Here is a 14,690-nt window from a genome sequence, read left to right on the forward strand (position 1 = left end):
AAAACAATAGGGTGAGAGGCAATAACCTCATCCAAAACAAAGCTTCAATGCCGGAAAACCAAATAGACCTCAGCGATGCGAGGCCAATAAACTAAAACTCCAGATAACTGGGACACAACCAAGACAGCAAGCTGACCTGACAAGGGCGTCAAAACAATGATTCCGGCGTATCACCGCTCATCTAGGTTGAAATCTTGGAGGCTTGCTTCAAAGATACCGTCTTTGGTGATTGACACGCCTGAACAAACAGGTACTCGGTGCTCAAGTTGTTTGAACGCAATCCCAGGTGGAATGTATTGAACGACCAAAATATTAAGATACCGAAGGCATTGGCATACCAAGGGTTCAAACTGAGAAAATGCAATCTTCTAAAGATATAGTTGCAAGCCTCTGCGATGCGAACGCATCTGATGACATCGTCACAACAGTTGAGGCCAGGGACACATTTCGCAGTTTGATTCGAGCACAGCTTTCGGTGCGGAACGCTAAATCACCAACTTCGGTTTCTGCCCTCTACAATGAGATACGAACGCAACCTGACGTTTGGCGCAACCTTCCAAAATTTGAAGAAGCTGGCGCAGAATATGACCCCGATGCAGCCATGGAACCCGGTTTTGCTGCTGTCACATGCTGCATGAACCGAAATGACCACCTGGCGCAGACATTGCCAACGTGGCTTGTGCATCAGGAAATTGGCGAAGTTATCATCGTGGACTGGAGTTCGGAAATTCCGGTTGAGATCACTCTTCGGAAAGCGGGGATAACTGATCCACGTATACGCATTCTTCGGGTCGAGGATGAAGGATCCTGGATTTTGTCCCACGCGTATAATCTGGGATTCCGCGCTGCGACTAAAGACAAGATTATCAAAGTCGACAGTGACATTATCCTCGATTCAGAGTTCTTTAGCCGCAACACAACAGGTGTTGACCAACTGACTGCAGGGAACTGGCGCCAGGCGAAATCCGGGCAAAGCCACGTGAACGGCTTTTTCGTCGTTGGGCGTGAAAATCTTTTGGCTGTTAACGGCTTCAACGAACGGATTGTCACCTATGGCTGGGATGACGATGACCTGTACGGACGCCTGACCAACGCAGGCGTGCAAAGAGAAGATGTCGATCCCGACACCATCAGCCATATTGATCATTCCGACGTAAGACGCGTTGAGCGCCCCAAAAGCACACCGGTCACCGGATGGGATGAAGTGCAATCTTATCCGCAGTTCTGGATCGCGCTGAACCGGCAAACTGCGTCGTCCTGCGCCCCATGGGATGTGAGTTGCCCAATGACGGGTTTCCAGGTGCTTAGTGAAACCGGGAACATAGTGCGGTTAAGACGCAGCCACCCCTACGGCGTAGATACAAACCTTATTGGCACGCGGATGGAACGCGCCGAAGCAGCGGTTAGTGCAATACATGATGTGTTCAAAGGTGTTGCGGTCTCTGTTTCCTGCGAAGCTGTGGATTATGCGTTGATGACCCGCTCGTTGGAAGACGCCATAGTAGCCATCAGCAACACGTCGCTGCAACCGGAAGAGAATACAGGCGAAGTTACCGTTCCGCTGGGGCATAGCCTGCAAAAGCCGAAACTTGTCGTCGATGCGCAGCATGGTTTGGGCAACCGATTGCGTGCAATTGCTTCGGGGTTTTCATTTTCACAAATCCACGATCGCGAACTGATCATTCGCTGGGTGCCTGACGAACATTGCGATTGCACCTTTGCGTCATTGTTCGACTTTGACGGGGCAGTCGAGGATACCAAAGAGAACGACCCGGAGAACGCGTTAACGGTCGACCTGATGAGCAAGGCATTCCGGGAGGCCTTTGACACCGCCTCATTGGTTAAGGCGCAGCGGGATATCGTTATCCAATCGGCTTACAGGTTTACATTCGGCAAACCCTACGACCCCATTGAACGGAAATTCCTGCGTGAGCTGAAACCGAGTGCGGATGTGCAAGAGATGATCGAGTCCGTCCGCAGCCAAAACGACATCGCCGTACACGTGCGTATGAATGGCGGCGCGGCTACGGACCCTCATGGGGACGTTCCCGGAGACTGGTCGCGGTCAGAAGACGAGATTTCCAGACGTGCCCGCAGCAGATCCCACTATGCGTTCTTCTTCAAACGTCTGGACCAACTGCTGGAGGCCAAGGCCGATTCCACGATTTTTCTGGCGTCGGATAACTCGGAATCCTATGGTGCTTTCGCTGCGAAATACCAAGATCGCGTGACCAGCCTGCCAAGAACGGTATATGACCGATCTGAAGTGCAGCTTAAATATGCGCTGGCAGATGTAATCCTGCTGTCGCGTGCGCCGCTTTTGCTGGGAAGCAACTGGAGTTCGTTTACGGAAATCGCCCATTCAATGTCTCAAAATCAGAGGTTAGAGATATCTGGGCAGCATTTTTAATGTGGCTCGAAATTCCGGACAGCGGTCCAAATCTTTATGAATACCTACTAAACCCGCCAGAGTGTAAATCTGAATGAATGACAGTGAAACAAGGAGCTTAGCCGTTGAGAAGGTTGTTTCAGCGTGCAAGCAACATGTAAGTGAAATTATCGTTCTGGAAGGCCGAAAGCACACGGACTGGTGCGTGGCCTATGAGCAGAGCGGTGTTCCACGTGTCACTCAATCTTCCTTTAGCGCGTTGTCTAAGACCGTTTCTCCTCAGAAGGTCACTGATGGTGGCCTTCGTATCATTCACGTCACTAAGGGCGTTCCTGCGGCAAGCCTGAGTGAAGCGGAACACAGCGTAAACCTGCTAACGAGTTACGCTGATATTGTAGTATTCTCACCGGTTCCCGTAGCTGAACAACAGGTTCAGGACTTGCTGATTTCATGGCCCAGCTTTTGGGCATTGCTGTTTCTTGCCGAAGGGTTCGTTTTGCAGGACATCGTGCGCCCGGCGGTATGGGACAGTTTCTACAGCGATTGGGACAACCTGCAAAGCACGGTTGTGTTCGCCAATACTGCGCTGGGTGACAATTGGACAGATAGCGATGGTGACGGCGCCAACATAGTTGTGGATTATGTGCATCCCTCGAGTTTTGAAGTCGGGCTTAGACGTCAGCTGGCATTGCAAACCAGTGCGATGCTGAACGCAACCGATACGTCTGCCGCGCCTCAGGAATTCAGTTCAAAAATCCACATCGCGCTGCCCAAGCGTTATTCCAAAAAGGAATATGAACAAAAGCTTTTTCAGGAAAGTCGGAAGTGGTGGAAGGTCGCCCTTTGCTCACCTTGGCGGATTTCTTACTGGTGTGATCTTTGGCGTCTCCAGCGTCGTACCAAGCGCTGGTCGAATTAGAACTTGTCCGCTTTATTCCAAAGCTGCTGAACAAATATGCGGGCGAAAAGCCCTGTTTGGCTTCAAGTCTCTGGTAAACAACAAAAAACATCCGCGCCCGCACGCTTGGCTACGTCCAAATCTTGGGGGCAGTTTGGTAAAGGGTGTTTGATCTGATATACTGCGTTTTGTTTACAAGTGACTGAGAGTATTGATCTCTGTGCGCTTGTTCTATCGGGCAGACGCATCTGTCGCTGTTTCGCCCGGCGACACTAAATCTAAGACCGTCCCATGTCCCTAAGCGTCATTCGCGCAACGCTGCGTGCGTATTGGACATGGAAAGTTTACGTAAAAAGCCTATTAAAACATTGATTTAAGGCCAAGTTTCGCCACAGGCAGCGCATAGCTGAGGCATCGCGGTTCTCTAGCCCTGATCCAGATCATTACTGGAAACGGAGATAGAACCATGCCGAGTTTCATCGACTGTTGTTTCAAAGCGTTTTCGCATACAGGACAGCGCTCTGCTTGTAGCATTGTCCGGTTTTTTACCGTCTTGCTGAGTGTCGCGACATTGACACCGGTGACCCTTGCGCCAACACGCGCCCAGGCACAGCAGTTGCTGGTCGTGGGAAGCGATCGCGGCGGCTATCTGCATGACCGTTTGATCGAGTTGGAAAACCTCAAGCGCAACGGAGTTCTGGTCGAGATCAGGGGCCGTATCTGCTATTCGACATGCACGATGTTTCTGGGGTTGCCCGGAACCTGCGTTGATCCCGATACCACCTTTGGGTTTCACGGCCCTTCCCGAAGCGGTCGTCGGCTTGCGCAAGAAGATTTCGACTATTTCAGTCAGATCATGGCTGCTTATTATCCGGAACCGCTGAAATCCTGGTTCATGACCAAAGCCCGGAACCGGATCAACGGGCTCTATAAGGTCAAAGGCCGCGAGATCATACAGATGGGCGTGCCCGCCTGCCGAACCGCCTGAACCCGGTCTTGCCCGCAGTCAGGTCGCCGGGTATCACGTTTGGATCAAAGGCCGGTGCCGGATTTCCTGTATCGGCTCCTTTCACGGCTAACCGGGCAGGAGAAAAGTTCATCGTGCTGTCATCGCTTTTTGGACGATTCAGGCGGCGTGCCCCGTTTCTGCCACCAACCCCAGATACTCCAATATGCGTCATCGGTGACGTGCATGGCTGTGTCGTGCAGTTGGAAAAGCTACTGAACAAGGTGCCGCAGGACCATCGGATCATTCTGGTGGGCGATTATGTCGACCGCGGAGAATGCAGCGCCGAGGTCTTGCGTCTGATCAGTGCGCGCCCCGATATAACCTGCCTGAAAGGCAATCATGAAGAGATGATGCTGCGGTTCCTGAAAGACCCCTTGGAACAGGGTCCGCGGTGGCTGCGTTACGGCGGGTTGCAGACTTTGGCCTCGTTTGATGTGCGCGGGGTCCGGGCTGAGATGACCGGTGATGAGCTGACAGAGTGCCGGGACAGGTTTCAAGTGGCGATGGGCGACACGTTGTATCAATGGGTGACCGGGCTGAAGACCTGGGAAATGTCGGGCAACGTCCTTGTGGTGCATGCCGGTGCTGACCCCAATGTTCCGCCCACCGACCAGTCGGAAAAGACCCTTATCTGGGGTCATCCGTCATTTCTAAAAACAATCAGGCGCGACGGTGTTTGGGTTGTACACGGGCATACGATTGTCGGTGAGGCTGGCGCGCAAAAGGGACGAATTTCCATTGATACCGGCGCTTTTGCAACTGGTGTGTTAAGTGCAGTTTGCCTGGATGGTGGGGAGCCCAGATTTTTGACGGCACAAGGCTGAAGACTGAGCCCGTACAGGCGCAAATCCGCGGTTGCACTTGCTTTTTCCTGTTGAAGCTGAGCAAAATCTTGTCACGCTAATTCACATCTAATAGGACCTGTTTAAATTAAATCAGGTTTCGAGCTTATCATGTTGATCACCCCTATTCTTCTTTGCGGCGGGTCCGGGACGCGTCTTTGGCCGTTGTCGCGGCAGAGTTACCCCAAACAATTTGTGCCGCTTGTTGGGGATGAGACACTTTTCCAGGCCTCAGCTCGGCGTTTGTCCGGCGCGGCGGCGGGGTTGGAATTCGCTGCTCCGGTGGTTCTGACCAATTCGGATTTCCGCTTCATCGTGGCCGAGCAATTGCAGGCCGTCGGCATTGATCCCGGTGCCATTTTGATTGAGCCCGAAGGGCGGAATACGGCCCCAGCGGTCCTCGCTGCCGCGCTGCGCGCCCATGCCGAGGATCCGGACGCGGTGCTGTTGGTTGCGCCGTCCGACCACGTAGTGCCTGATGTGGCGGCGTTCCAGAATGCGGTTGCCCGCGGGTTGGAGGCTGTCGAGCAAGGGCAACTGGTAACATTCGGGATCACCCCAACGCATCCGGAAACGGCTTATGGTTATCTCGAATTGGCGAGCGCATCGAACAGCGGCGGATCACCCGTTCCGCTGAAAAAGTTCGTGGAAAAACCAAATCTGGCTCGCGCAACTGAAATGCTCGAAGCGGGCAATTTCAAATGGAATGCCGGGATCTTTCTTTTCCGTGCATCGGATATGATTGCGGCCTTCCGGGCTCATGCGCCCGAACTGATATCGCCCGTCGAGGCAGCCGTCGATACGGCAACGCCGGATCTGGGCTTTCTGCGCCTGAACCCTGAACCCTGGGGCAAGGCCGAAGATATCTCAATCGATTACGCGGTGATGGAGAAGGCGACGAACCTGTCGGTTGTCCCGTTTGACGCGGCTTGGTCCGATCTAGGTGGATGGGATGCAGTCTGGCGAGAAAGCGGGCCGGATTCTGACGGCGTGGTGACCAGCGGCGGAGCCACAGCCATTGATTGCCACAACGCGCTGTTGCGCTCGGACAGTGACCAGTTGGAGCTGGTGGGCATCGGGCTTGAAAACATCATCGCCGTGGCGATGAATGATGCGGTTCTGGTTGCGGATGCCTCGCGGGCCCAGGACGTTAAGAAAGCGGTGAGCGCGCTAAAGGAAAAAGGCGCTGCACAGGCCACCACCTTCCCCAAGGATCACCGCCCTTGGGGCTGGTTCGAAAGCCTTGTGGTTGGCGACCGGTTCCAGGTTAAGCGTATTCACGTCCACCCCGGCGCGTCGCTGAGCCTGCAAAGCCATGTCCACCGCTCGGAACACTGGATCGTTGTCGAAGGCACGGCCCTTGTGACGATCGACGACAAGGAACAGTTGGTGACCGAGAACCAGTCGGTCTACATCCCGTTGGGGGCGGTGCATCGGATGCAGAACCCTGGCAAGGTGCCGATGGTTCTGATCGAAGTTCAAACCGGAACCTATCTCGGTGAGGATGATATCGTCCGGTACGAGGATGTTTATGCGCGCGGCCAGGGCGCAAAGGGCTGACGTTCCAGCCCCATCTGACGCCACGCAGCTAGGTATGGCGCATTGATCAGGCCCCCGGACGGGGGCCTTTTTTGTTGCCCGGAAAGCTTGGTGCAGCCGCTCCGTTCGGTGTGTTTTGGTTGTGTTAGTTGTGTTTTGTTTATGGTGTTTCTGATTGAGATGACTGAGTGAGGTTGGGCTGATGAGCATGAACCCTTTTATCAATCGCGTTTCCAGCCTTTCGGGGCCTGCGCGTGATGTTTTGCCTGTTGCGCCGTCGGATGTGGCGGATTTGTCGGATGTGGCGATTGGTCTTTATGTTGAGGCGGGCGGGGCCGTGGTGATGACCACGGTGCGAGGGGAGACGCGCACCGTTCAGGTGACGGATTTTTCGATCCTGCCGGTGGGGGTTACGCGTGTGCATGCGACCGGCACGACGGCGTCGGGCATTCATGCGCTTGTGCTGACGTAAGGTATCCGCCGTTTACGGCGCACAGCCCTGCCACCGGACTTCCGGCGGCGGGGTTTTTTGTATCCTCAAAACCCCTCTGTCGGGATCAGTCCGCGCCAAACAGATCGCGTGTGAAGACCTTGTCGCTGACATCGCGGATCTCGTCCGAGATGCGGTTGGCGAGGATCAGGTCGGCCTGCTGCTTGAAGGCGTCAAGATCGCGGATTACCGGTGAGTGGAAGAAATGATCCTCGCTCAAAACCGGTTCATAGACGATGACCTGGATGCCCTTGGCCTTGATCCGCTTCATGATGCCCTGAACCGAGCTTTGGCGGAAATTGTCGCTGCCTTCTTTCATCACCAGCCGGTAGATGCCGACGGTTTTGGGCCCTTTCATCAGAATCTGATCGCTGAGGAAATCCTTGCGGGTGCGGTTGGCATCGACGATGGCGCGGATCAGGTTCTGCGGCACATGGTTGTAATTGGCCAACAGCTGTTTGGTATCTTTGGGCAGGCAATAGCCGCCATATCCGAACGAGGGGTTGTTGTAATGCGCGCCGATGCGCGGGTCGAGGCTGACGCCTTCGATGATCTGGCGCGGGTCCATGCCGCCGGCCAGGGAGTAGCTGTCGAGCTCGTTGAAAAAGGCCACGCGCATGGCAAGGTAGGTATTGGCGAACAGCTTGATCGCCTCGGCCTCGTCGGGGTCGGTGAACAACACCGGCGCATCTTTTGAGACTGCTCCTTCCAGCAGCAGCTCGGCAAAGGCCTTGGCCCGGTCCGAGCGTTCGCCGACGATGATCCGGCTGGGATGCAGGTTGTCGTGCAGCGCCTGCCCCTCGCGCAGAAACTCTGGCGAGAAGATCACATTGTCGGTGCCAAACCGCGCGCGGGCATCGGTGACAAAGCCCACGGGGATGGTGGATTTGATCACGATGACGGCATCGGGGTTCACTCTGGTGACCTGGTCGATCACCGTATCGACCGAGCTGGTGTCGAAATAGTTGCTGCGCGGATCATAATTGGTCGGGGTGGCCACAACGACAAAATCCGCCCCGCCAAACGCGGCTTCGGGATCGGTGGTGGCGGCCAGGTTCAGCGTTCGGTTGGTCAGGAAGTCGGTGATATCGGCATCCTGGATCGGGCTTTCGCGCTGATTGAGCATGTCCACGCGCGCGGCGGACACATCCAGGGCAACAACGTCGTGGTTTTGCGCCAGCAGCACGGCGTTGGACAAGCCAACATAGCCAATCCCGGCAATCGCGATCTTCATATCTTGGTTCCTTGTGTACCCAGGGTCGGCACGCCCGGTGCGATCATAATCGTGTTTTTGGTGTGTGATAAGCTTTTGAAAGACGTGAAGGCAATGATCCGGCCCGGGCGGCCAGCGCGCGCTTGTGTTGATTGGGCGCGATGGCGGTGCCCGGGTGGGTGTCTTAATTTACCGCGGCATTGATTGGCGTCGTGACAAGGGATGGGGTGATCTGGCTGATGGTGCGGCCCCATTTTGTGACAGGGTTTTCCGCGATGAAAATGATGTCGTTTGAGCGCAGCTGGAATTGCGCGGCCAGGGTCAGCTGTGCGGCGTTGCGGATATCAAGGTGCCAGGCGGTGACGGCGCCGAACTCGCGGGCGTCGGTTGCGGCGCGCAGCACATAAACCTCCGATGCGTCGCCGGTTTCCTTGGCGATGCCGCCGCCGGTGTCGAACAGCGCATCGGCCAGGGTGGCCGCGTGGTTGAACGGCAGGGCATAGCGGCCCTGGGTGCGGACCTCGCCGGACAGGTAGACGTAATCGCGATCAACCGCGTCCAGTTCGATGGACTGAACAAAGTTGTTGCGGCGTTCCTCCAGATCGGCGCGGCGCAGGTTGACGGCCACGTTCAGCTCTTGCAGGGCGGTCTGGCGGCCTTCCAGCACGGTCTCGCGCAGAGCGATCTGCTGGGCAAAGAAGCGCTCGGCCCGGTCCAGATCATAGTCGGTATCGACAAAGACCGAGTCATCGGCGATCAGGTTGAGGTTCTGCAAGGCGGTGCGCGCATACAGATCTTCCAGCGGGATCTGATACATCTGCCCGTCGCGGTAGATGCGCACCGAGGAATTGTCGATATCGCTGACCGAGACCGACCCGGCGGCCGACAGCGCCTCGCCCAGGGTCAGCTGGGTCAGGGTGATGGGCTGGATGCCGGGCTGGCCGACGGCGCCGCCGACCGAGACGCGGCGGGAATTGAACTCGGCAATTTCCAGGCTGAAGGTGGGGTCGATCTGGTTTTCCACCAGACGCTGGAACAGCAGCGCCTCGGCCTCATCCACGGTCAGGCCGACCAGCCGCACGCGGCCGACATCGGGGATGTTGATCGAGCCGTCATCCTGCACGGTATAGCCGTTGCGGCTGTTCTGCGCGGCCAGCAGGCCCGACAGCTCTCCGGCGGTGCCTTGGGTGGATGGCGTGGACAGCACCAGCACGTCGCCGATGCCAATGGTGTAGGGGCCGGGGTTCACTTGCGGTGGCGGGTCCAGCTGCAGCCCGGCGCGTGATCCGTCCTGGGTCGAGGGCGCCTCGGGCAGGGGGCCGGTGCCGCGCAAGCTGGTGGAGGAGCCCGATCCGGCCGACAGACCAAACACCGAAGGCAGGGTTTTGGGCGCATAAGGCGAGCGGTTGGCCGCCAGCACGGTCTCGGGTGTGACCGGCACGACACGGACCTTGCCGGCATCCGACACGCCTGCGGTCACCGAGGGGCTGCGGTAGATGGTTGAACATCCGGCGATCAGGCCGCTCAGGGCCAGCGCACTGAGAAGAAGGGGGAAATGGCGCACGCGCTGTCCTTTGCTGTTCAAAATCTCAACTCTCATCGGGCACCACCTTTATGACCATGTTGCCCAGGAAATCGCCGGTCCATTGCGAGGACTGGACGATGCGGCCGGTGCTGTCCTGCACCCAGTAAATGTTGCTGAAGGTCTCGGCCACCCCATAGCAATCCTCTTGCCGCTTTTGCGCGGCAACGGGCGTGCCCTGCAACACCACCGGGTCAGACCCCAACGGGGTGATCCGGCAGCGATAGGCGTGCAGCTCGATCTCGTCATTGCCGTTGAGAAAGCTGTGGAACCGCTCGGCCCGGCCCGAACCGCCGCTCAGGATCAGCGCCGCGCTCTGGCTGACATCCGATCCGGCCAGACCGCCGCCGAACCCCTTGGCCGAGGTCAGCAGCCCCTGATCCAGCGTGATGGTGGCGCCATCCGCACTCAGCCAGGTCTGTACCCCGGCGCGCTCGGTCTCAAGCAACATGACCCCGGCCAGATCGCGGGCGGGAAAGCCGACTTCAAGCCGCGGCGGGATCGGGCGGCGCGCGGCCAGCGCCTGCGCGCGCGGATGGAACCGGGGCGCATTGGGAAACAGCGCCCCCTTCAGCAGATCGACATCTTCCTGCGCGTCGCCGCAGGAGATCAGCATCAGGGCCAGCAGGGCCAGCAGGGCAGGGCGGCGCAGGGCTGTCATCGCCAGAACCTCCCCCAGCCGCGCGACAGGTCCTGCGCGCGGGCCTCGCGGGTGACGCCATAGAGCCGGTTGCGCACATGCAGTCGCGCGCCGCCATCGCGCAGAACGGGGCGGATGGTCTGAGCGATCTTGTTGCGCGACGGACGCCCGGTCAGCCATGAGACCGGGATTTCCAGCCGGATACCCTTGTCGAACGAGCCTTCGCCAAACTCTTCCGAGCTGACATTGGTCAGGGTAAAGAAGGCACCAACCTTGAAGCCGTTGTTGAACTCGCGATCCAGCGTGAAGGTGGCGCCATAATCGCCCGCCAGGTAACGCCCGACATCGACCTGCGCGTGATACTCGCCCGGCAGATCGTAATAGGCCGAGACATGCCCGGTGGCGACGGAATAATCCTGAAAGCCGAACAGCACGTCGAAATCGCGTTGCACCGCATAATTGGCCTCGGCCCCCAACGCCAGGCGGCTGTTGGTGGGATACCACAGCAGTTCCGCCGACAGCCCGCCGAACATGGTCTCGAGATAGCCCAGCGTGGTGCGGGCATAAAGGTTCGTGCCCGGCCGCCACAGATACTCGCCGGTCATATGTTCGATCCGCAGGTTGGATTCGCGGGCATAGATCGCCCAGTCTGAGCGCACATGCGGCAGCGGCGAATCCGAGACCCGGGTGCTGTCATCCAGCGTGCTGAGGATCGGCAACCGCAGCCCGGTCGACAGGGTGAAGCCCGGCGAAAGCGTGTAATCCAGCCCCAGCGCGGCGCCCACCTCGTATCGCAGCGGGTCGTCGGGGTCGAAGAAGGAAAAGTTCAGATACGGCCCGAACCGGTAGGAGAAATGCGGGTAAGCATCCGTAAGAATGCCGCCCTGTACCAGCGGCAGCGTGTCCGACACCTCGGCCCGGGCAAAGCTGCGCCAGGCATTGTCGGGGTCGTGTTCCAGCTCATACAGGTCGTCGCGATTGACCCGCACCGCGCTCAGCGGCACGCCGTTCGACATCAGAGCGATGTCGAAATGCTCGGTCTGGGCGGGTTCTTCATTGGCCAGCACACGGGCGGTGCGCCCCAACGCCTGGGCGGCCTGACCATAGGTGGTGTTCTCGACCCCGACCTGAACCGTATCGCCGGTCTCCGACAGATAGACCAGCCGCAACCCTTCCTGCGCCAGCGCGGCCTGCATCCGGGACCGGATGTCGCCGGTCGCGCGGTCCGCTGTTGCGGCAGCGGTCTGGGATCTGGGCTGCAACGGCGGTGGCGCGGCACCTTGTCCGCCCGGCGCCACCGATTTGCGCGGGTCGACGAAATAGCTCAGCGTCAGCCCCAGCGTGGAGCCATAAAGAAAAGATGTGGTCAGCTGCGTGCCATTGTCGAACCGGTACTGGACCCCGACATTGATCGGGGATCTGACCCGGAAACTGTCGTTGACCGCTTCCTGGCTGTACAGATCGGGGGAATACTCGGCCAGAAAGGTCAGCCGGTCATTATATTGCCAGCTGGCGCCCCCAAACAGCGCCGCATCGCCACGGAACCAGTTGCCGAATTCCAGCTCACCGCCCTGACCGTTCGAATTTGGCGGCGGCCGGGTGTCGAACCGGCTGCCAAACACACCCAGCGGGTTCGAAAACGCGCCCCGCCCCGCTATGCGGCCCCAGCCGATGCCACCGGTCAGCTTGAGCCGGTCCTGAATGGTCTTGGTGGCCACAAAATACTCGGCCGCATAGACGCCGGTACCGCCAAAATCGCGCAGCCCCATCACGATGGCCGGGCTGTGCCGGCTTTCCTCGCGCAACCGGAAATGGATGTCAAAGCTGCGGTCATACCGGGTGGTGTCGGGCCCATCCAGCCTGTCGATCACCGCATAGCGGAAGCTGCCATGCACCCAGGGCAGCATCTGGAACGTCATCGTCCCTCGCCCGCTATTGCGCAACCCCGCAGCGGTGAACACCAGCGCCCCGTCATCGAACATCTCGGCGGTCGGAATCTCAAGCAGGCCGGGTGTGCCATAGGTCGAAACAGACTGCGCCTGACCCATGCCCGCCGCACCCGCACATACCAACGCCAACAGGCCTTTCAACCTCACAGAAACCGCTCGAATCTTCACGTCAATCTATCGCTTTTTCGATCGGCGCCTCACTAACAACTTTCAAAACAAACGTCCCGAAACAATCCGCCAAAAAAAATATCCACAAAACACCTTGTGGCAATTCTGCAATTGAAGAGTTAACGGCAGTGTGACCGGGCCGGATAGCGTTGCAGGCCACCCTTGAATTTAAGGAAATGCGCCTGGGGGGTCTGCGGGCGCAGATCTGTGGCAAGCCTCTGAAAAAGCAAATTTTATCTGCACGTTTATAGAAATTTTTTCAGCAATGACATTCTCACCTCCGAACGGGTGTGATAGCGTCCGGCCAAGACTTGTTTTAGGAGATTCATGATGATCAGAGCGACCGTGTTGGTTCTGGCCCTTTCAACCACAAGCGCCTTTGCGCAGGACGCGACCGACGGGACGACCCCGGAGCCTGTAGATCCTACTCGTGTAGCCCCATTGGACGATGCGGCGGCTGCAGCTGCGGCTGAAGGTGTGACTGGTTTTGTACCTCTTGTCGCGCCCGCACTTGGCGTGGCTGCGGCCGCAGTAGGTGTGGCTGCCTCGGGCGGCGGCGGCGGTGGGTCGTCAAACAGCACCACAAGCACAGTGGGCACCAACTGACCCGCTGTTCAAACAAACGAATAGTAGTGCGCCAATACGGCGCGCTGTCACCGGGAAAACCATTGCGGCAGTCTTTAGTTTTTTAGATTGGTGTAATGTGTCGTGACACCGGAATTATCCTTTAGACACCTGCTTACAAACTTTTACGCCAGACACACGTAAAACGTGTGTCGTGCCGCTTTGCCCTATTGCACCAAAACATGAGCTTTGGGCCTAAGCGCTTGACCATACCCCAACCTTAGAAACACGGCCGAAACTGTCTGAGATACAGTCATGTTCCCATGGGACATGGATGAAAAAATTGACTGAACAGTAAAAAAATGCTGCCATCCTGCCAGACAGGAGAGTGTTATGACAAAAACAATATTTTCAAGAAGAGTACTGCTGGCCGCTGTGGCGGCTGCCTCAACCCTATTCTCCGCCGGTCTGGTGGCAGCGGAAACCGTCAAGGTCGCGGCGATTTATACCTTGCCGGTGGAACAGCAATGGATCAGCCGCATACACAAGGCCCTAAACACCGCAGCCGAGCGTGGTGACATCGAATACGTGTTCTCGGAAAATGTGGCGAACACAGATTATGAACGTGTGATGCGCGAATATGCCGAACAGGGCGCACAGCTGGTTGTGGGCGAGGTGTTTGGCCTGGAACGCGCCGCGCGCAAGGTGGCGAAGGATTATCCCGACACCGCCTTTTTGATGGGGTCTTCCTTTGGGCCGGTGGCGCCCAATTTCTCGGTCTTCGACAACTGGATTCACGAACCGTCTTACCTGACTGGCATGGTGGCAGGGGCTGCCACGGAATCGAACGTGATCGGCATGGTCGGCGGATATGCCATCCCCGAGGTAAATCGCCTGATGAACGCTTTCATGGATGGTGCGCGTGAAGTGAACCCGGATGTCACATTCCTCGTGACCTTCATCGACAGCTGGTACGATCCGCCCAAGGCCAAGGAAAGCGCCATCGCGATGATGGATGCGGGGGCGGATATCATGTACGCGGAACGCTTTGGTGTCTCGGATGCGGCGGTTGAGCGTGGTGTAAAGGCCGTAGGCAACGTCATCGACACGTCGGGCGACTACCCCGGCACGATCATGGCCTCAGCCCTGTGGCATATGGAGCCGACCATCGACAAGGCCATCGCCAATGTTGCGGGCGGCTCGTTCGAGGCTGCGGATTACGGCCAGTACAGCTTTATGGGTTATGGCGGCGGGTCAATGGTTCTGGATGAGGAACTGGTACCCGCCGAGGTTCTTGAGGCGGTGAATGCCCGTCAGGCCGAGATTCTTGATGGTCTGTTCCGGGTGAATGTCAACGATGACCGCCCGGTCTCGGATAACTGATACTGCTCGGGCCGGTTCAGCAAC

Annotated in this window: 12 protein-coding genes; 8 read left to right on the top strand and 4 right to left on the bottom strand. The window is 57.7% G+C overall.

The annotated features are described in order from the left end of the window. The first annotated feature begins 634 nt into the window (after positions 1 to 634). The 6 genes from ACR0LY_RS14205 to ACR0LY_RS14230 all read left to right on the top strand — a co-directional run bounded on the left by ACR0LY_RS14205 (position 635) and on the right by ACR0LY_RS14230 (position 7,149). Entirely contained in the window at positions 635 to 2,410 is a 1,776-nt protein-coding gene (locus ACR0LY_RS14205) for a galactosyltransferase-related protein (RefSeq protein WP_480641051.1), read from the top strand. 73 nt (positions 2,411 to 2,483) lie between these two features. After that, positions 2,484 to 3,308 (top strand): hypothetical protein, encoded by an 825-nt coding sequence (locus ACR0LY_RS14210; protein ID WP_170352130.1) that lies wholly within the window; start codon positions 2,484 to 2,486, stop codon positions 3,306 to 3,308. A gap of 445 nt (positions 3,309 to 3,753) precedes the next feature. Next, the gene (locus tag ACR0LY_RS14215) at positions 3,754 to 4,275 is read left to right on the top strand and encodes a hypothetical protein (RefSeq protein ID WP_254440294.1); all 522 of its coding nucleotides are present in this window, start codon (positions 3,754 to 3,756) and stop codon (positions 4,273 to 4,275) included. 113 nt (positions 4,276 to 4,388) lie between these two features. Beyond that, positions 4,389 to 5,120, top strand: a complete 732-nt coding sequence (locus tag ACR0LY_RS14220; RefSeq protein WP_368040156.1) for a metallophosphoesterase family protein — start codon at positions 4,389 to 4,391, stop codon at positions 5,118 to 5,120. A gap of 129 nt (positions 5,121 to 5,249) precedes the next feature. After that, on the top strand, positions 5,250 to 6,698 hold the full coding sequence (locus ACR0LY_RS14225) for a mannose-1-phosphate guanylyltransferase/mannose-6-phosphate isomerase (RefSeq protein ID WP_170352129.1): 1,449 nt from the start codon (positions 5,250 to 5,252) through the stop codon (positions 6,696 to 6,698). 181 nt (positions 6,699 to 6,879) lie between these two features. Beyond that, positions 6,880 to 7,149, top strand: a complete 270-nt coding sequence (locus ACR0LY_RS14230) for a spike base protein, RCAP_Rcc01079 family (protein ID WP_226689899.1) — start codon at positions 6,880 to 6,882, stop codon at positions 7,147 to 7,149. 85 nt (positions 7,150 to 7,234) lie between these two features. Here ACR0LY_RS14230 and ACR0LY_RS14235 read toward each other — a convergent pair whose 3' ends face one another. The 4 genes from ACR0LY_RS14235 to ACR0LY_RS14250 all read right to left on the bottom strand — a co-directional run bounded on the left by ACR0LY_RS14235 (position 7,235) and on the right by ACR0LY_RS14250 (position 12,650). Beyond that, positions 7,235 to 8,401 carry a nucleotide sugar dehydrogenase gene (locus ACR0LY_RS14235; RefSeq protein WP_170352135.1) on the bottom strand — a complete coding sequence of 389 codons (1,167 nt, stop codon included), beginning with the start codon at positions 8,399 to 8,401 and terminating at the stop codon, positions 7,235 to 7,237. 163 nt (positions 8,402 to 8,564) lie between these two features. Further along, positions 8,565 to 9,980 (bottom strand): polysaccharide biosynthesis/export family protein, encoded by a 1,416-nt coding sequence (locus ACR0LY_RS14240; RefSeq protein ID WP_170352134.1) that lies wholly within the window; start codon positions 9,978 to 9,980, stop codon positions 8,565 to 8,567. After that, complete coding sequence (locus ACR0LY_RS14245; RefSeq protein WP_170352133.1) at positions 9,970 to 10,623, bottom strand: YjbF family lipoprotein; 654 nt, start codon at positions 10,621 to 10,623, stop codon at positions 9,970 to 9,972. Before ACR0LY_RS14245 ends, ACR0LY_RS14240 begins: the two co-directional genes overlap by 11 nt. Next, the gene (locus tag ACR0LY_RS14250) at positions 10,620 to 12,650 is read right to left on the bottom strand and encodes a YjbH domain-containing protein (RefSeq protein ID WP_170352136.1); all 2,031 of its coding nucleotides are present in this window, start codon (positions 12,648 to 12,650) and stop codon (positions 10,620 to 10,622) included. Before ACR0LY_RS14250 ends, ACR0LY_RS14245 begins: the two co-directional genes overlap by 4 nt. 399 nt (positions 12,651 to 13,049) lie before the next feature. Between ACR0LY_RS14250 and ACR0LY_RS14255 the strand changes: the two genes are divergently transcribed. After that, positions 13,050 to 13,325 carry a hypothetical protein gene (locus ACR0LY_RS14255; protein ID WP_170351938.1) on the top strand — a complete coding sequence of 92 codons (276 nt, stop codon included), beginning with the start codon at positions 13,050 to 13,052 and terminating at the stop codon, positions 13,323 to 13,325. Positions 13,326 to 13,676: 351 nt separating this feature from the next. Beyond that, on the top strand, positions 13,677 to 14,666 hold the full coding sequence (locus tag ACR0LY_RS14260) for a BMP family protein (RefSeq protein ID WP_170351832.1): 990 nt from the start codon (positions 13,677 to 13,679) through the stop codon (positions 14,664 to 14,666). The last annotated feature ends 24 nt before the right edge of the window (positions 14,667 to 14,690 follow it).

The organism is Ruegeria sp. BC5, from assembly GCF_056539205.1.

Coding starts and splice junctions, on each gene's coding strand:
- ACR0LY_RS14250 (WP_170352136.1), bottom strand. CDS start 12,650: ATGGGTCAGGCGCAGTCTGTTTCGACCTATGGCACACCCGGCCTGCTT.
- ACR0LY_RS14225 (WP_170352129.1), top strand. CDS start 5,250: ATGTTGATCACCCCTATTCTTCTTTGCGGCGGGTCCGGGACGCGTCTT.
- ACR0LY_RS14255 (WP_170351938.1), top strand. CDS start 13,050: ATGATCAGAGCGACCGTGTTGGTTCTGGCCCTTTCAACCACAAGCGCC.
- ACR0LY_RS14240 (WP_170352134.1), bottom strand. CDS start 9,980: ATGAGAGTTGAGATTTTGAACAGCAAAGGACAGCGCGTGCGCCATTTC.
- ACR0LY_RS14210 (WP_170352130.1), top strand. CDS start 2,484: ATGAATGACAGTGAAACAAGGAGCTTAGCCGTTGAGAAGGTTGTTTCA.
- ACR0LY_RS14215 (WP_254440294.1), top strand. CDS start 3,754: ATGCCGAGTTTCATCGACTGTTGTTTCAAAGCGTTTTCGCATACAGGA.
- ACR0LY_RS14245 (WP_170352133.1), bottom strand. CDS start 10,623: ATGACAGCCCTGCGCCGCCCTGCCCTGCTGGCCCTGCTGGCCCTGATG.
- ACR0LY_RS14260 (WP_170351832.1), top strand. CDS start 13,677: ATGACAAAAACAATATTTTCAAGAAGAGTACTGCTGGCCGCTGTGGCG.
- ACR0LY_RS14230 (WP_226689899.1), top strand. CDS start 6,880: ATGAGCATGAACCCTTTTATCAATCGCGTTTCCAGCCTTTCGGGGCCT.
- ACR0LY_RS14205 (WP_480641051.1), top strand. CDS start 635: ATGAACCGAAATGACCACCTGGCGCAGACATTGCCAACGTGGCTTGTG.
- ACR0LY_RS14235 (WP_170352135.1), bottom strand. CDS start 8,401: ATGAAGATCGCGATTGCCGGGATTGGCTATGTTGGCTTGTCCAACGCC.